Here is a 16,538-nt window from a genome sequence, read left to right as displayed (position 1 = left end):
CGGGCCGGGCAACGGGATTTGCCGTGGTGGCGGCCCGGCGTCAGGGCGTGCGGACCGTCTCCTGGGGGGCGCCGGCACCGGCGTCGTGGCGGAGCGGGGTGATCTGCTCGATGTCGTAGCGGACGCGGAGCGCCTCGACGGCCTCGTGGTCGACCTCGCCGCCCGGGCCGGCCGCGTTGAGGATCTCCATCAGCTCCTCGAAGTAGCGCTCGTGGTCGGGCGGTGGGGAGGCCTGGAACAGCATGCGCACGGGGTCGCCGGTGGGGTTGGCGAAGGCGTGCGGGCAGCCGGGCGGGACGAGGATCAGGGTGCCGGGGGTGGCGCGTACGGCACGCTGTCCCGAGGCGGACTCCCACGCGCGCCAGCTGTCGCGGGTGCGGACGAGCGGTTCGAAGGCGAGGACGTCCAGCTCGCCCTCCAGGACGTAGAAGAGCTCCTCGCTGTGGCCGTGGGCGTGGGCGCCGACGTCGAAGCCGGGCGGGACGACGACCTCGAAGGTGGAGGCCGTACGGCTGTGCTCGCCGGTCACCTTGAAGGTGACGTGCTGCGCGGCGGTGGTGAGGGTCCTTCCGTGGCCGGGCGGCACGATGAGGCCGCCGCCCGGTCCGATGGCCGTCGCTGTCATGGGGCGGGGGCTCCTCTCACCAGGTGACGGGCAGGGTCTCGGGGCCGCGGATGAGGGCGCCGCGCTGCCAGCGGAGCTCCTCGGCGGGGACGGCGAGCCGGAGGTCGGGGAAGCGGGTCCACAGGGAGTCGAGGAGGATCTCCGACTCGATGCGGGCGAGGGCGGAGCCCGGGCAGTAGTGGGGACCGTGCCCGAAGGCGACGTGCGGGTTGTAGCCGCGGTCGAAGTCGAGGCGTTCGGGGTCGGGGAAGACGTCCGGGTCGCGGTTGGCGGTGAGGTAGGAGACGTAGACGGGGTCGCCTGCGGGGATGGTGACCCCGCCGACCTCGACGTCCTCGGTGGCGATCCGGGAGAGGCCGACGGCGTTGCGGTGCGGGATGTACCGGAGCAGTTCGTCCACGGCCTGCGGGAGCAGTTCGGGTTCGGCGCGCAGCCGGGCGAGGTGTTCGGGGTGGGTGAGCAGCGCGTACACCATGTTGGCGCTGTTGTTGCGGACGGCGTGGGCGCCGCCGATCTGGATGAGGACGGCGAGTCCGACGGCCTCGTGCTCGGTGAGGGTGTCCTCGTCGACGGCGTCGGCGAGGACGGCGGCGAGGGTCTCGCGGCCGGTGCCGTGGCTGCGGCCGACGAGTTCGGTGAAGTAGCGGCCCATGTCGGCCTTGGCCCGCTCGCTGGCCTCTCGGCCGGCACCGGCCGAGATGATGGTGTCGGACCAGCGGGCCATGAGGGGCTGGTCGGCCTCGGGGACGCCCATGAGTTCGCTGACCATGGCGAGCGGGAAGGGCCGGTTGACGAGTTCCATCAGGTCGGCGGGCGGGCCGTGCCGCTCGACCCGGTCGAGGAGGCGGTCCATCACCGTCTGGGCGTGGTCGCGCAGGGAGCGCAGGGCGCGGGCGCTGAAGGCGCGGGCGACGACGCGCCGCATGCGGGTGTGGTCCGGCGGGTCGGCGAAGCCGACGGCGCCCTCCATGGGGATGAAGTGGGGGGCGAGGCGGGTGATGGAGCGTCCCCATACGGCCTGGCGGCTGAAGCGGGGGTCGACGGAGACGAACTTGACGTCCTCGTAGCGGGTGACGAGCCAGGCGTGTCCGTCGCCGTGCGGGAGACGGACGCGGGTGACGGGGTCCTCGTGGAGGAGTCTGGCCAGGAGCGGGTCGAAGTCGAGGCCGGTGAGGTCGGGGACGGCCCAGAAGTGGACCTGCGGGGTGTCGGCGGTGCCGGGGGCGGTGGTGGTCACGGGGTCACCCCTGCGGGGGCGGGGTGGTGCGGCACAGGCATGACGTTCGCTTTCGTCCGGGCACGCGGGGGACACAGCCGGCCCGGGGCCGGGGGCGGGGACTCGCGGGGCCGGTCGCCCCGGATGGAGCCACCGGTCCCCGTCCGCCGCGGCCGGTATGCGGGCGAAGCGGGGATCCCACCCCAAGGTGTGACGCGGCGCCGCCACTCGCGCTCGCGAAAGCCCGCTCTCGGGCCTTGCCAAACCCCTCCCCCGGTCGGGTTGACTGGGCCCCGCACGGATCGACCGAACGGTCGGTCGCCGTCGTCCTGGCCGCCTCGCGGGGTCGAGGGCGCGGCGGTCGGCCGGACGAGTACGGAGGAGTGGCGGCGCATGACGGATCTGCTGGACAGCGGTGAGCGGCTCGGCCGTGAGGAGCTGGCGGCGCTGCAGCTGGAGCGGCTGCGGTCGACGCTGCGGCACGCGTACGCGAACGTGGGCTTCTACCGGGAGGCCTTCGACACGGCGGGGGTGCGGCCGGAGGACTGCCGGAGCCTCGCCGATCTGGCGCGGTTCCCCTTCACCACGAAGGCGGACCTGCGGGCGCACTACCCCTTCGGCATGTTCGCGGTGGACCGGTCGCGGGTCCGGCGGATCCACGCCTCCAGCGGCACCACGGGGCTGCCCACGGTCGTCGGCTACACCGAGCGGGACCTCGACACCTGGGCGGACGTGATGGCCCGTTCCCTGCGGGCGGCGGGGGTACGGCCCGGGCACACGGTCCACGTGGCGTACGGCTACGGCCTGTTCACCGGAGGGCTCGGGGCGCACTACGGGGCCGAGCGGCTCGGCTGCACGGTGGTCCCGGCCTCGGGCGGGATGACGGCGCGGCAGGTGCGGCTGATCCAGGACTTCCGGCCGGAGGTCGTCATGGTGACGCCCAGCTACATGCTGACGCTGCTCGACGAGTTCGAGCGGCAGGGCGTCGATCCCCGGTCGACCTCCCTGAAGGTGGGCGTCTTCGGCGCGGAGCCGTGGACGGAGGCCATGCGGAAGGAGATCGAGGAGCGGTTCGGGATCGACGCCGTGGACATCTACGGCCTGTCGGAGGTGATGGGTCCCGGCGTGGCGCAGGAGTGCGTGGAGACCAAGGACGGTCTGCACGTCTGGGAGGACCACTTCTATCCGGAGGTCGTGGACCCCGTCACGGGCGAGGTCCTGCCCGACGGGCAGGAGGGCGAGCTGGTCCTCACCTCGCTCACCAAGGAGGCCATGCCCGTGATCCGCTACCGGACGCGCGACCTGACCCGGCTCCTGCCGGGCACGGCGCGGGTCTTCCGGCGCATGGAGAAGGTCACCGGCCGCAGCGACGACATGATCATCCTGCGCGGGGTGAACCTCTTCCCGACCCAGATCGAGGAGATCGTGCTGCGCACCCCGGCGGTGGCGCCCCACTTCCAGCTGCGGCTGACCCGGGAGGGCCGGCTCGACGCGCTGACGGTGCGGGCCGAGGCGCGGGCGGACGCGACGCCCGGGGAGCGCGCGGAGGCGGCCCGGGCGATCGCGGCGGCGGTGAAGGACGGGATCGGGGTGTCGGTCGGGGTCGAGGTGGTCGACCCGGAGACGCTGGAGCGGTCGGTCGGCAAGCTGAAGCGGATCGTGGACCTCAGGGAGTCCTGAGGCCCACGAGAGCCGGGTCCCGGAGAAGCGGCCGCGGCTTCCCGCCCTCAGGAGAGCCGGGTGCCGGAGAAGCGGTCGCGGAGGGTGCGCTTGAGGATCTTGCCGCTGGCGTTGCGCGGGAGTTCGGTCACGAAGAGGATCCGCTTGGGCGCCTTGAAGGCGGCGAGCCTCTCCCGGGCGTGGGCGATCAGTTCGGCCTCGGTGACCTCGTCGCGCGGGACGACCACCGCCGTGACGGCCTCGATCCAGCGGTCGTCGGGGAGCCCGATGACGGCCGTCTCCGCGACGGCGGGGTGGGTGTAGAGGACGTCCTCGACCTGGCGGGAGGCGACGAGCACGCCGCCGGAGTTGATGACGTCCTTCACCCGGTCGACGATCGTGAAGTAGCCCTCGGCGTCGCGGACCGCGAGGTCCCCGGAGTGGAACCAGCCGCCCCGGAAGGCCGCCTTGGTCTCCTCCGGTTTGTTCCAGTACCCCTCGCAGAGCTGCGGCGAGCGGTACACGATCTCGCCGGGGGTGCCGTCGGGGACGTCCCGGCCGTCCTCGTCGACGACGCGGGCCTCGACGTGGCGGACGGTCCGGCCGCAGGAGTCCAGCCGGCCCTCGTGCTCGTCGGGGCCGAGGACCGTGGCGAGGGGGCCGATCTCGGACTGGCCGAAGCAGTTGTAGAACGCGAGCCCGGGCAGCCGGGCGCGCAGTCGCTCCAGGACCGGGACGGGCATGATCGAGGCCCCGTAGTAGGCCTTGCGCAGGGCGGAGAGGTCACGGTCCGCGAACTGCGGGTGGTTGGTCAGGCCGATCCAGACGGTGGGCGGCGCGAAGACGCTGTCGGCGCGCCCCGACTCGATCAGGTCGAACAGCACGGCCGGGTCGGGTCCGTCGACGATGGTGTTCTCGGCGCCGACGGCGAGGTACGGCAGCAGGAAAACGTGCATCTGCGCCGAGTGGTAGAGCGGCAGCGCGTGCACCGGACGGTCGTCCTCGCGCAGGTCGAGGGCCTCGACGGCGCTGGCGTACTCGTGGGCCAGGGCCAGGTGCGTCATCATCGCGCCCTTGGGGAGGGCGGTGGTGCCGGAGGTGTAGAGCAGCTGGGCGAGGTCACGGGCGTCGCGGTCGGTCTCGTACGGCTCCGGCTCGGCGAGCGCGTCGAGCAGGGAGCCGGGCGCGTCGCGCAGCGGCTTCACCGCGAAACCGTCCGGGACGCGGTCGGCGAGCGCGGGGTCGGCCAGGACCAGGGAGCTGTCGGACTGCTCCAGGACGTACGCCAGGTCGTCGCCGGTCAGATGGTGGTTGACGGGCACGTGGATCAGCCCGGCGCGGGCGCAGGCCAGGAACGCGATGAGGTACGCGTCGGAGTTGTGGCCGTAGGTGGCGACCCGGGCGTAGTCGGGCAGCGCGATCCCGTGGTCCGGTTCGCGCAGGACGGCGGCCGCGGTGGTGACGGCCTCGTCCAGCTCCGCGTACGTCCAGGTGCGGTCGGCGTACCGGACGGCGATCCGGTCGGGGACGCGCCGGGCGCTCGCGCGCAGGAAGCCGTCGACGGTGCGGCTGGGGAGTCGGTCCATGCCGTGATCCTCGGCCGCCGCGGCGGGCGGGTCAAGTGCCGGGCGGCGCGGCGCACACGCCGGGACCTCGGATACCGAACGGGATGTTGACAACCGGGGGGAGGTGCTGCGTGCATGGTCCAACTCGCAGAGCACATCCCATCGTTGGGAGGCACCTTGCACCTCCGCACCCGCCTGAGACACCTGGCGCTCACCGGGACCGCCCTCGCCGCCGTCGTCGCCGCCCTGCCCGCGGGGTCCGCCGCCGACTCCGCCGGCCGGGGCCACCGCCCCTCCGACGGCGGCCTGTCCGCCGTCATCCGCTACACCGAGTACGGCATCCCGCACATCGTGGCCCGGGACTACGCGAACCTCGGTTTCGGTACGGGGTGGGCGCAGGCCGCCGACCAGGTGTGCGTCCTCGCCGACGGCTTCGTCACCGTCGACGGGGAGCGCTCGCGCCACTTCGGCGCGGCCGCCGCCCCGGACGGCTCGCTCTCCTCGGCCACCACGAACCTCTCCAGCGACCTGTACTTCCGCGGCGTACGGGACGCGGGGACGGTCGAGGCGCTGCTGCGCACCCCGGCCCCGGCCGGACCGAGCCGGCAGCTGAAGGAACTGATGCGGGGCTGGGCGGCCGGGTACAACGCCTGGCTGCGGAAGAACCGGATCACCGACCCCGCGTGCGCGGGCGCCGCGTGGGTGCGCCCGGTCACCGCGCTGGACGTGGCCCGGCGCGGCTTCGCCGTGTCGGTGCTCGGCGGCCAGGGCAGGGCGGTGGACGGGATCACCGCCGCCCGGCCGCCGGCCGCCGCCGCGGCCGGGCCGCAGGGGAGCAACGCGCGAACGGCTTCCGTCGCGGACCCGGGCCCCGACCCGGAGGCGGCGGCGGAGGCGGCACGCGCGCTCTTCGCCCCCGAGAACGCCACCATGGGTTCCAACGCGGTCGCGTTCTCCGGCGCGACCACGGCCAACGGGCGCGGCCTGCTGCTCGGCAACCCGCACTACCCCTGGCAGGGCGGGCGCCGGTTCTGGCAGTCGCAGCAGACGATCCCGGGCGAACTGAACGTCTCGGGCGCCTCGCTGCTCGGCACGACGGTCGTCAACATCGGCTTCAACGACAAGGTGGCCTGGAGCCACACGGTCGCCACCGGCGTGCCGCTCAACCTGCACCAGCTGACGCCGGCCCCCGGCGACCCGACCGCGTACCTGGTGGACGGGCGGCCGGAGCGGATGGTCCCGCGCACGGTGACCGTGACCGTCAAGGACGGCGCCCCCGTCACCCGTACCCAGTGGTGGACGCGGTACGGGCCCGTCGTCGCGGGGCTCGGCGCGAGCCTGCCGCTGCCGTGGACGGCCACGACGGCCTACGCCCTGAACGACCCCAACGCGCTCAACCTGCGCGGCTCCGACACCGCGCTCGGCTTCGCGAAGGCGCGCTCCACCCGGGACGTCGCCGCCACCCTCGACCGGGTGCAGGGCCTGCCGTGGGTCAACACGATCGCGGCCGACTCCGCCGGGCACACGTTCTTCAGCCAGGCGCAGGTCCTGCCGAGGATCACCGACGAGCTGGCGGCCCGCTGCTCCACGCCGCTCGGCCGGGCGACCTACCCGGCCTCGGGCGTGGCCGTGCTCGACGGCTCGCGGTCCGACTGCGCGCTCGGCTCGGACCCGGACGCGGTGCAGCCGGGGACGTTCGGGCCGGCCCGGCTGCCGGTCCTGCGGGACGCCCCGTACGCCGTGAACTCCAACGACAGCGCCTGGCTGACCAACGCGGACCGACCGCTCACCGGCTACGAGCGGATCTTCGGGACCGTCGCGACCCCGCGCTCGCTGCGCACCCGCGGCGGCGTCGAGGACGTGGCCGCCCTGGCCGCGCGCGGCCGGCTGACGGTGGCCGACCTCCAGCGGCAGCAGTTCGCCGACCGGGCACCGGCCGGCGACCTGGCGGCGGCGGACGCGGCGAGGGCCTGTACGGCGGTGCTGGCGGAGGACCCGGAGGCCTGCCGGGTGATCGGTGCCTGGGACAGGACGACGGACACCGGGAGCAGGGGCGCGCTGCTCTTCGACCGGTTCTGGCGGAGGTTCACCGCCGTGGTGCGGCCCGCCGACCAGTGGCGGGTGCCGTTCTCCGCGGCGGACCCGGTCCGCACCCCGCACACCCTGAACACGGAGGCGCCCGGCTTCGCGCAGGCCCTGAGGGACGCGGTCGCGGAGCTGCGGGCGGCCGGGATCGCGCTCGACGCGCCGCTGGGCGCGCACCAGTTCGTCGTACGGAACGGGGAGCGGATCCCGGTCGGCGGCGGGACGGAGTCGCTGGGCGTCTGGAACAAGACGGAGCCCGTGTGGAGCGCGGCGGGCGGCGGTTACGTGGAGGTGGCGCACGGGACGAGCCATGTGCAGGCGGTCGGCTGGGACGGCGGGCGCTGCCCGGTGGCCCGCACGCTCCTGACGTACTCGCAGTCGTCGAACCCGGCGTCGCCGCACTTCAGCGACCAGACGAAGCTGTACGCGGGCGAGCGCTGGGTGACCTCCCGGTTCTGCGAGAAGGACATCTGGCGGTCGCCCGCGCTGAGGGTGGTCGTCGTCAGGGACTGAACGAGAGGAAGACGAAGGCGGCGAAGATCGCGAGGTGGACGCCGCCCTGGAGGAGAGTGGCCCGTCCGGGCACCACGGTCAGGGCGCTCACCACACCGGTGAGGGCGAGCAGGACCAGGTGGAGGGGGCCCAGGCCGAGCACCAGGGGCCCGGACAGCCAGATGGAGGCGAGCGCGATCGACGGGATGGTCAGGCCGATGCTGGCGATCGCGGAGCCGTAGGCGAGGTTGAGGCTGGTCTGCATGCGGTTGCGGCGGGCGGCGCGCACGGCCGCGAGCGTCTCGGGCAGCAGGACCATCAGGGCGATCGCGACGCCGACGACCGCCTTGGGCAGCCCCGCGGACTGGACGCCGTCCTCGATGGTCGGCGAGATCACCTTGGCGTTGCCGACGACGGCGACGAGCGCGACGAGGAGCAGACCGAGGCTCGTCCAGGCCTGGCGCGTGCTCGGCGGCTCCGCGTGCTCGTCCTCCCTGCCCTCCGTGCCCTCCCTGCCCTCGGGGGTGACGGGGAGGAAGTAGTCGCGGTGACGGACCGTCTGTACGCCGACGAACACGGCGTACAGACCGATCGAGGCGACGGCGGCGAAGGTCAGCTGCGCGGCGGAGAACTCGGGGCCCGGCTGGCTGGTGGTGAAGGTGGGCAGCACCAGGGTCATCGTGGAGAGGGTGCAGACGGTGGCGAGCGCGCCGCCCGAGCCCTCCGCGTTGAAGACGGCGACGCGGTTGCGGAGCGCGGCCACGAGGAGGGACAGGCCGACGATGCCGTTGCAGGTGATCATCACGGCGGCGAAGACGGTGTCCCGGGCGTAGGTCGACGTCTTCTCGCCGCCCCCCACCATGAGACTGACGATGAGTCCGACCTCGATGACGGTGACGGCCACCGCGAGGACGAGGGAGCCGAAGGGCTCGCCGACGCGGTGGGCGATCACCTCGGCGTGGTGGACCGCCGCGAGGACGGCGGCGAACAGGCAGGCCGCGACGAGTGCCACGGCGAAGCCCGGTAGGTCGCGCCCCCAGGACAGGACCAGCGCAAGCGCCGCCACCACCGGCCCCCAGGTTGTCCACTGCCGTGACATCGCCGTCGCACTCGAACTCATGCCCCGCATCCTGTCACATAAGGGCCTTTCGTCCGGATTGGACAGGGGCGGACATCGGTGCGAAACCGCTTGCGGGACCCCGGTCTGGCCCACTTCCCCCTTGAACGGCGGGAGTTGATTCCGCTTGTCACGCGTGGTGCTCGACCGTTTGTCGAGTGAATCTCCAGTTCACTGAAGGAATCTGTGTGAGCGACGTCGGAAAGACGCGCAAACAAGTTCAGTTCTTACAGAGTTGGAGAAAAATTATGCAGATCTCGCTCTTCACCAAGGCCGCTACCCTCGGCGGCGCGGCGGTTGCCGCCCTGGCCTTCTCCGTCGCCCCGGCCTCCGCCGCCGCGTCGATCTCCGCCACGCCGACCACCGGTCTGGCCAGCGGCCAGTCCGTCACCGTGTCGGGCGCCGGCTACGCGGCGGGCACCCAGGTCGCCGTCTCGCAGTGCGCCGACGGCAACAAGTGCACCGACGTCCTGTCGACGGCCACCGTCGCGGCGAACGGCACCTTCTCCACCTCCTACACGGTGCAGAAGACCTTCTCGGCCACCGACTGGTCCACGGGTTCCACCGTGACCGTCAACTGCGCCGTGCAGCAGTGCCAGCTGGTCGCCTACACCGAGGCCACCGGCGCGGTCGGTACGAACATCTCGTTCGGCTGACCGTCACCCCCGAGCCGCCCAGGTGCCCGTGCGGGGCACCGCGACGAGGGCGCGTTCCTACCCCTGGGGCCCGGTTCCGTCCGGGCCCCAAGGGGGGTCGCCGCCCCCGCCCCCGGGCGCGCAGCACTTCTGATGGCACATCAGATTCTTTGACCCGTCGCACGCTTCCGCGGTCCACCCTCCCTCCGGTAAGAAAGTTTCAGATCTTTCCGGTGTGGCCGAAGTTTTCTTTCAGAGGGCTGTGGGAGAGGGTGGGCATGACGGAGGAGTCCAGCAGGGGCCGGGGCCCGAGCCGCCGCGCGTTCGGCGGTGGCGTGCTCGCCCTGGGAGGTGCGCTGATGATCGGTACGGTTCCGGGCGCGGCGGCCGCGCCCGACCCGGGCCCCGGCGGCGGCGGAACGTCCGGCCCCACCGGCGCTCCCGGATCCGCTGCGGCCGGGTCCGCCGGAGCCGCGCGACGGACCACCCTGCGGCGCGGGACCGCGGCAAGGGCCGGACTCCTGGCGGAGCACCTGGACCGGCTGGTCACGGACGCCGAGACGTTCCTCGGCCCCTCCCCCACGCACCCCTGGTACGCGGGCGCCGTCCTGCTCGCCGGACGCGGCGGGACGGTCGCGCTGCACCGGCCGATCGGCGCGGCCGTGCGCTACGCGGCGTACGACGAGAAGACCGACAGGGGCGTGGAGCTGCCGCCCGAGGAGCAGGTGCCGACGACCGAGGACACGGTCTTCGACCTGGCGTCGGTCTCCAAACTCTTCACCTCGATCCTCGCCGTGCAGCAGATCGAGCGCGGGACGCTGGACCTCGACGGCCGGGTCACCGCGTACCTGCCGGAGTTCGGAGGCGGCGGCAAGCAGGACATCACGGTCCGTCAGCTGCTCACGCACACCTCGGGTTTCCGCTCGTGGATCCCGCTGTACGCGGAGCCGACGCCGGAGGCCCGGCTGCGGCGGCTGTGGCGGGAGGTCCCGGCGAACCCGCCCGGCTCCACGTACCTCTACTCCGACCTCAACCTCATCGCGCTCCAGCTGGTCCTTGAGCGGATCACCGGTCGCGGTCTGGACGTGCTGCTGCACGACGAGATCACCGCTCCGCTCGGGATGCGCCGGACCCGCTACAACCCGCCGCCCTCCTGGCTGCCCTCGATCGCCGCCACCGAGGACGCCCGCCGCCCCTGGTCGGGCCTCGACCGCGGGATGGTCCGGGGCGAGGTCCACGACGAGAACGCCTACGCCATGGGCGGGGTCGCCGGGCACGCCGGGGTCTTCTCGTGCGCCTGGGACCTGGCGGTCCTGGCCCGGACCCTCCTCAACGGCGGGGCGTACGGCCGGGCCCGCATCCTCTCCGCCGCCTCGGTGGAGCTGATGTTCACGGACTTCAACACCGCGTTCCCCGGCGACGAGCACGGCCTCGGCTTCGAGCTGAACCAGCACTGGTACATGGGCGCGATGGCCACCCCCCGGACGGCCGGGCACACCGGGTTCACCGGGACCAGCCTCGTCCTGGACCCGTCCACCGACAGCTTCCTCGTCCTCCTCGGCAACTCCGTGCACCCGGTGCGGTCCTGGCGCTCGGGCTCCGCGCCGCGCGTCGCCGCGGCCGACGCGCTGGCCCGCGCCGTACCCGTGCGCCCCGACCGGGGCCGTACCGCCTGGTTCTCCGGGATGGCGAGCGCGACCACCGCGACCCTGGCGCTGCCCGGGGTGCCGGACGGCGCGGTGCTCGACTGCGCCCTGTGGTGGGACACCGAACCGGGTGCCGACGCGGTGTTCCTGGAGTCCTCCGCCGACGGCGGGGCGAGCTGGGTTCCGGTGCCGTTCACCGCCGCCCGGAGCGGCGAGCCGCCGCGCTCCTACCCCTCGGGCGCGGTGGGCGGCTGGTCGGGCCGCGTCTGGCACGGGGTCACGGCGGCCCTGCCGGCCGGGGGCGCCCTGCCCGTACGGCTGCGCTGGCGGTACACGACGGACCGGCGGTACGTGGGGCGGGGCGTGTACGTGGACGGGCTGCGGGTCCTGGACGCCGCCGGCCGCCCCCTCTTCGACGAGGCCCGCCCGGCCGACGGCGCCCGCATCGAGGCGGTGGGCTGGAGCCGCTCGGCGGACTGACGGAGCGTGGGGAGGGCGGGAGCCGTCGGGCGGCCGCGCGTCAGGCGTCCGGGGACGCGGCCTCGCCGAGGGCCGCGAGGACCGGGCTGATCAGCGGGTGGTCGGCCGCGCCGCGGCGGACGGCGGCGAAGACCCGGCGGGTGGGCGCGACGCCCTCCACCGGGCGGGTCTCCACCCCGGTGAGGTCCATGCCGCGGAGCGCCGAGCGCGGGACGAGCGCCACGCCCGCGCCCGCGGAGGCGAGGGCGACCACGGCGCGGAAGTCGTCGGAGACGTGCTCGAAGCGTGGGGCGAACCCGGCGTACTCGCAGGCCAGGACGGTCACGTCATGACAGGGGTTGCCCGTCGACTGCCCGATCCACGCGTCCTTGGCGAGGGCGCCGAGCGCGACCCGCTCCCCCGCCGCCAGCTGATGGCCGGTCGGCAGGACGGCGTCGAACGGCTCGGCGTAGAGGGGGACGCGGGTGAGCCGGGCGTCGTCCTCGCCGGGCGCGCCCCGGTACTCGACGGCGACGGCCACGTCGACCTGCCGGTCGAGGACCATGAGGAGGCTCTCGTCGCCCTCGGCGTCCCGCACGCGGACCCGGATGCCGGGCGCGGTGCCGGCCAGGGACGCGATGGCGGGGGCCACGACGAGCCCGATGCCGGTGGCGAAGGCGGCCACCGTGACCGTGCCGGCCTCGCCGGAGCCGTACGCGGCGAGGGCGGACTCGGCGCGTTCCAGCTCCGCGAGCACGGCGTTCGCGTGGCTGAGCAGGATCTCGCCGGCCGGGGTGAGCCGGGCGCCGCGGGCGTTCCGGTCGACGAGCCGGTGGCCGGTCTCCTGTTCCAGCGCGGCGAGCTGCTGGGAGACGGCCGAGGGGGTGAGGTAGAGCGCGGCGGCCGCGGCCGTGACGGTGCGGTGGTCGGCCACCGCCCGGAGGATGTGCAGCCGCCGCGCTTCGATCATGCCCCTAGTCTCGCAGGGCGGCGCGCGCGTCGACGAACGCGTCCACGGCTCGGTTGACGTCGTCCGAGGAGTGGGCGGCGGAGAGCTGCACGCGGATGCGGGCCTGGCCCTGCGGCACGACCGGGTACGAGAAGCCGATCACGTACACGCCGCGCTCCAGGAGCAGCTCGGCCATGCGGCCGGCCTCGGCGGCGTCGCCGATCATCACCGGGGCGATGGCGTGGTCGCCGGGGAGGATGTCGAAGCCCTCCTCGGTCATGCGGGAGCGGAAGAGCGCCGTGTTGGCGTTCAGCCGCTCGCGCAGGTCGCCGGCGGACTCCAGGAGGTCGAGGACCTTCAGGGAGGCGGCGGCGATGACCGGGGCGAGGGTGTTGGAGAAGAGGTAAGGGCGGGAGCGCTGGCGCAGCAGGGCGACGATCTCGGCGCGCGCGGCGACGTAGCCGCCGGAGGCGCCGCCGAGGGCCTTGCCGAGGGTGCCGGTGATGATGTCGACCCGGTCCATGACGCCGTGCAGCTCGGGGGTGCCGCGGCCGCCGGGGCCGACGAAGCCGACGGCGTGCGAGTCGTCGACCATGACCATCGCGTCGTACCGCTCGGCCAGGTCGCAGATCTCGTCGAGCGGGGCGACGTAGCCGTCCATGGAGAAGACGCCGTCGGTGACGATCAGCTTGCGGCGGGCGCCGCCCTCGGTGGCCTCCTTGAGCTGCTGCTCCAGGTCGGCCATGTCGCGGTTGGCGTAGCGGAAGCGGCGGGCCTTGGAGAGGCGGATGCCGTCGATGATGGACGCGTGGTTGAGGGCGTCGGAGATGACGGCGTCCTCGGCGCCGAGGATCGTCTCGAAGACGCCGCCGTTGGCGTCGAAGCAGGAGGAGTAGAGGATCGTGTCCTCCTGGCCGAGGAAGGCGGAGATCCGCGCCTCCAGCTCCTTGTGCACCTCCTGCGTGCCGCAGATGAAGCGGACCGAGGCCATGCCGTAGCCCCAGCGGTCCAGCGCCTCGTGGGCGGCGGCGACGACCTCGGGGTGGTCGGCGAGGCCGAGGTAGTTGTTGGCGCAGAAGTTCAGCACCTCGCCGGGGCGGCCGCCCGCGGTCACCTCGACGGTCGCGGACTGGGGGGTGCCGATGACCCGCTCGGGCTTGTGCAGTCCGGCCTGCTCGATCTCTTCGAGGGTGGCACGGACGGAGTCGCGTACGGAATCGAACATGGGTCAGGCTCCCGTGGTCCAGTCGAGGATGATCTTGCCGCTCCGGCCGGAGGCGGCGTCGTCGAAGGCGGCGTCGAAGTCGCGGTAGTCGTAGCGGCCGGTGATGACCGGGGCGAGGTCGAGTCCGCCCTCCAGGAGGACCGACATGGCGTACCAGGTCTCGAACATCTCGCGGCCGTAGATGCCCTTGATCGTGATCATGGAGGTGACGATCTTCGCCCAGTCGACGGCGAAGTCCTCACTGGGCAGGCCGAGCATGGCGATCCGGCCGCCGTGGGTCATGTTGGCGATCATGTCGCGCATGGCGTGCGGGTTGCCGGACATCTCCAGGCCGACGTCGAAGCCCTCCTTGAGCCCGAGCGTGCGCTGGCCGTCGGCGATGGACTGCTCGGCGACGTTGAGGGCGAGGCTGACGCCCGTCTTGCGCGCCAGGGCGAGGCGCTCCTCGCTGACGTCGGTGATGACGACGTTGCGGGCGCCGGCGTGCTTGGCGACGGCGGCGGCCATGATGCCGATCGGGCCCGCGCCGGTGACGAGGACGTCCTCGCCGACGAGCGGGAAGGACAGGGCCGTATGCACGGCGTTGCCGAACGGGTCGAAGATCGCGGCGACGTCGAGGTCGACGGGGACGCGGTGCACCCACACGTTGGAGGCGGGCAGCGCGACGTACTCGGCGAAGGCGCCGTCGCGGCCGACGCCGAGGCCGACGGTGGCGCGGCAGAGGTGGCGGCGGCCGGCGAGACAGTTGCGGCACTTGCCGCAGACGAGGTGGCCCTCGCCGCTGACGAGGTCGCCGACGGCGATGTCGCTGACGTCACGGCCGACGGAGACGACCTCGCCGACGAACTCGTGGCCGAGCGTCAGGGGCGTGGCGATCGTCTTCTGCGCCCAGCCGTCCCAGGACCGGATGTGCAGGTCGGTCCCGCAGATGCCGGTCCGCTTGACCTTGATCAGTACGTCCCCGGGGCCGGTCTCCGGCTCGGGCACGTCCGTGAGCCAGAGTCCCGGCTCCGCCTTCAGCTTGACCAGTGCCTTCAATGCCACGGCTCCCGACGTGTGTGTCCTGTGATGTACCGGGGGCGGGCACGGCTGCGCACCCAAGATCCCTGGAAGAGAATCTTCCGTACGCGGGGCTCCCGGTCCATCGAGGTTTTCTTAAGCGCGCTCGCAGATCAGCTTCACACCGCAGCCGGGAGGCGGCTCTCCGTCAGCGGGACGCGGCTGGCCGTCACCGCCCTGGGACCGCCGTCACCGCCCGAGGACCGCCATCGCCGCGTTGTGGCCGGGGATGCCGCTGACGCCGCCGCCCCGCACCGCGCCCGCGCCGCAGAGCAGCACGTTCGCCCGCTCGGTCTCCACGCCCCAACGGCCCGTCCCCTCCTGCGCGTAGGGGAAGGAGAGGTCGCGGTGGAAGATGTGTCCGCCCGGGAGCCGGAGGTCGCGTTCGAGGTCGAGCGGGGTCTTCGCCTCGACGCAGGGTCGGCCGTGGGCGTCGAGCGCGAGACAGTCGGCGATCGGCTCGTCCAGATGGGTGTCGAGCTGGGCGAGCGTGGCCTTGAGGAGCGTCTCGCGGGCGCCGTCGTTGTCGTCGGCGAAGAGCCGGGCCGGGGTGTGCAGCCCGAAGAGGGTGAGGGTGTGGTGCCCGCCGACCGCCAGGTCGGGGCCGAGGATGGTCGGGTCCGTGAGGGAGTGGCAGTAGATCTCGGAGGGCGGGGTGCTCGGCAGCCGGCCGGCGGCGGCCTCGGCGTGGGCGGCGGCCAGCTGCCCGTACCCCTCGGCGATGTGGAAGGTGCCGGCGAAGGCCTCCCGGGGGTCGACGGAACGGTCGCGGAGCCTCGGCAGCCGGGTGAGCAGCATGTTGACCTTGAGCTGCGCGCCCTCGGGTGCGGGCGGGGCCGGGTCGCCGAGGAGCGCGGCGAGCTGCTGCGGGGAGGCGTTGACGAGGACGTGGCCCGCGGCGACGGTGCCCTCGCCGTCGGCCGTGCGGTACGTGACCTCGGCCCGGCGGCCGTCGGTCTCGACGCGGGTCGCCTCGTGGCCGGTGAGGATGTGGGCCCCGGCGGTGCGGGCGGCGTCGGCGAGGGCGTCGGTGAGGGCGCCCATGCCGCCGACGGGGACGTCCCAGTCACCGGTTTCCGCCGCCGATGACGTGGTAGAGGAAGCAGCGGTTCTGGAGGAGCGTCGGGTCGTGGGCGTCGGCGAAGGTGCCGATGAGGGCGTCGGTGAGGACGACGCCGCGCACCAGGTCGTCGGCGAAGGTCCGCTCGACGGCGACGCCGAGGGGCTCCTCGAAGAGCATCCGCCAGGTCTCGGCGTCGTCGACGCGCGCGCGGAGCGCGGCGCGGCCGGGGAGGGGCTCGGTGAGGGTGGGGAAGATCCGGCGCGCGGCCTCGCCGGTGCGGCCGTAGAACGTCCGCCAGGCCTCGTACGCGCGGTCGGAGCCGGTGAGCGCGGCGAAGGAGGCCCGGGTGCGGTCCTCTCCGCCGCCGACGAGGAGGCCGCCGTCGCCCTTGGGCGTGTACGAGGAGACGGACCGCTTCCGGACGGCGAACCGCAGCCCGAGGTCGCGCACGATCTTCTCGGGGAGCAGCGAGACGAGGTACGAGTACCGGGAGAGCCGCGCGTCGACCCCGGCGAACGGCCGCGCCGACACGGCCGCCCCGCCCGTGACCCCGAGCCGCTCCAGGACGAGCACGCTGCGCCCGGCGCGGGCCAGATAGGCGGCTGCGGTGAGGCCGTTGTGCCCGCCGCCGACGATGACGACGTCGTAGGCGGGGGCGGGCCGGGGCGCGGCGGGGGCGGCAGTGGCGTCGGTCATGGCTGCATGCTCACACGTCCGGGTGGGCGGGGGCCATGGGGCGTACG

The 16,538-nt window shown here is 73.6% G+C and carries 11 protein-coding genes and 1 pseudogene; 4 read left to right on the top strand and 8 right to left on the bottom strand.

Features of this window, described 5'->3' with window-relative positions; all coding sequences use genetic code 11:
- Positions 1-40 precede the first annotated feature (40 nt).
- Positions 41-625: a cupin domain-containing protein gene (locus ACWDVG_RS14485; protein WP_451699472.1), complete on the bottom strand. Its 585-nt coding sequence runs from the start codon at positions 623-625 to the stop codon at positions 41-43.
- Between the two features lie 16 nt (positions 626-641).
- Entirely contained in the window at positions 642-1,862 is a 1,221-nt protein-coding gene (locus ACWDVG_RS14480; RefSeq protein WP_451699471.1) for a cytochrome P450, read from the bottom strand.
- A 372-nt stretch (positions 1,863-2,234) separates the two neighbouring features.
- Here ACWDVG_RS14480 and paaK point away from each other — a divergent pair, with 372 nt between their 5' ends.
- Positions 2,235-3,521, top strand: a complete 1,287-nt coding sequence (paaK, locus tag ACWDVG_RS14475) for a phenylacetate--CoA ligase PaaK (protein WP_451699470.1) — start codon at positions 2,235-2,237, stop codon at positions 3,519-3,521.
- Between the two features lie 47 nt (positions 3,522-3,568).
- Here paaK and ACWDVG_RS14470 read toward each other — a convergent pair whose 3' ends face one another.
- Positions 3,569-5,086 (bottom strand): fatty acyl-CoA synthetase, encoded by a 1,518-nt coding sequence (locus ACWDVG_RS14470; RefSeq protein ID WP_451699469.1) that lies wholly within the window; start codon positions 5,084-5,086, stop codon positions 3,569-3,571.
- Positions 5,087-5,200: 114 nt separating this feature from the next.
- Between ACWDVG_RS14470 and ACWDVG_RS14465 the strand changes: the two genes are divergently transcribed.
- Positions 5,201-7,663 carry a penicillin acylase family protein gene (locus tag ACWDVG_RS14465; protein WP_451699467.1) on the top strand — a complete coding sequence of 821 codons (2,463 nt, stop codon included), beginning with the start codon at positions 5,201-5,203 and terminating at the stop codon, positions 7,661-7,663.
- On the opposite strand, the gene ACWDVG_RS14460 is transcribed toward ACWDVG_RS14465, so the two are convergent.
- Positions 7,653-8,762, bottom strand: coding sequence for a calcium:proton antiporter (locus ACWDVG_RS14460; protein WP_451699466.1), 1,110 nt, complete (start codon positions 8,760-8,762; stop codon positions 7,653-7,655). The two genes, ACWDVG_RS14465 and ACWDVG_RS14460, sit on opposite strands and share 11 nt — an antisense overlap.
- A gap of 245 nt (positions 8,763-9,007) precedes the next feature.
- Between ACWDVG_RS14460 and ACWDVG_RS14455 the strand changes: the two genes are divergently transcribed.
- Complete coding sequence (locus tag ACWDVG_RS14455; RefSeq protein WP_451699465.1) at positions 9,008-9,415, top strand: enediyne antibiotic chromoprotein; 408 nt, start codon at positions 9,008-9,010, stop codon at positions 9,413-9,415.
- A 257-nt stretch (positions 9,416-9,672) separates the two neighbouring features.
- Positions 9,673-11,520, top strand: coding sequence for a serine hydrolase (locus ACWDVG_RS14450; protein ID WP_451699464.1), 1,848 nt, complete (start codon positions 9,673-9,675; stop codon positions 11,518-11,520).
- Between the two features lie 40 nt (positions 11,521-11,560).
- Here the strand turns inward: ACWDVG_RS14450 and ACWDVG_RS14445 are convergent, their stop codons facing one another.
- The 4 genes and pseudogenes from ACWDVG_RS14445 to ACWDVG_RS14430 all read right to left on the bottom strand — a co-directional run bounded on the left by ACWDVG_RS14445 (position 11,561) and on the right by ACWDVG_RS14430 (position 16,491).
- On the bottom strand, positions 11,561-12,469 hold the full coding sequence (locus tag ACWDVG_RS14445) for a LysR family transcriptional regulator (protein ID WP_451699463.1): 909 nt from the start codon (positions 12,467-12,469) through the stop codon (positions 11,561-11,563).
- Positions 12,470-12,473: 4 nt separating this feature from the next.
- The gene (locus tag ACWDVG_RS14440; RefSeq protein WP_451699462.1) at positions 12,474-13,673 is read right to left on the bottom strand and encodes a glycine C-acetyltransferase; all 1,200 of its coding nucleotides are present in this window, start codon (positions 13,671-13,673) and stop codon (positions 12,474-12,476) included.
- Between the two features lie 3 nt (positions 13,674-13,676).
- Positions 13,677-14,711, bottom strand: a complete 1,035-nt coding sequence (tdh, locus tag ACWDVG_RS14435; RefSeq protein WP_451699540.1) for an L-threonine 3-dehydrogenase — start codon at positions 14,709-14,711, stop codon at positions 13,677-13,679.
- A 210-nt stretch (positions 14,712-14,921) separates the two neighbouring features.
- A pseudogene (locus ACWDVG_RS14430) lies at positions 14,922-16,491 on the bottom strand (phytoene desaturase family protein).
- Positions 16,492-16,538: the final 47 nt, after the last annotated feature.

This window comes from Streptomyces sp. NPDC003327 (assembly GCF_053589515.1).
Note: the sequence above shows the minus strand (reverse complement) of the source record. Positions and strands in the feature narration are given on the sequence as shown.

Coding starts and splice junctions, on each gene's coding strand:
- ACWDVG_RS14485 (WP_451699472.1), bottom strand. CDS start 625: ATGACAGCGACGGCCATCGGACCGGGCGGCGGCCTCATCGTGCCGCCC.
- paaK (WP_451699470.1), top strand. CDS start 2,235: ATGACGGATCTGCTGGACAGCGGTGAGCGGCTCGGCCGTGAGGAGCTG.
- ACWDVG_RS14470 (WP_451699469.1), bottom strand. CDS start 5,086: ATGGACCGACTCCCCAGCCGCACCGTCGACGGCTTCCTGCGCGCGAGC.
- ACWDVG_RS14465 (WP_451699467.1), top strand. CDS start 5,201: ATGGTCCAACTCGCAGAGCACATCCCATCGTTGGGAGGCACCTTGCAC.
- ACWDVG_RS14460 (WP_451699466.1), bottom strand. CDS start 8,762: ATGAGTTCGAGTGCGACGGCGATGTCACGGCAGTGGACAACCTGGGGG.
- ACWDVG_RS14455 (WP_451699465.1), top strand. CDS start 9,008: ATGCAGATCTCGCTCTTCACCAAGGCCGCTACCCTCGGCGGCGCGGCG.
- ACWDVG_RS14450 (WP_451699464.1), top strand. CDS start 9,673: ATGACGGAGGAGTCCAGCAGGGGCCGGGGCCCGAGCCGCCGCGCGTTC.
- ACWDVG_RS14445 (WP_451699463.1), bottom strand. CDS start 12,469: ATGATCGAAGCGCGGCGGCTGCACATCCTCCGGGCGGTGGCCGACCAC.
- ACWDVG_RS14440 (WP_451699462.1), bottom strand. CDS start 13,673: ATGTTCGATTCCGTACGCGACTCCGTCCGTGCCACCCTCGAAGAGATC.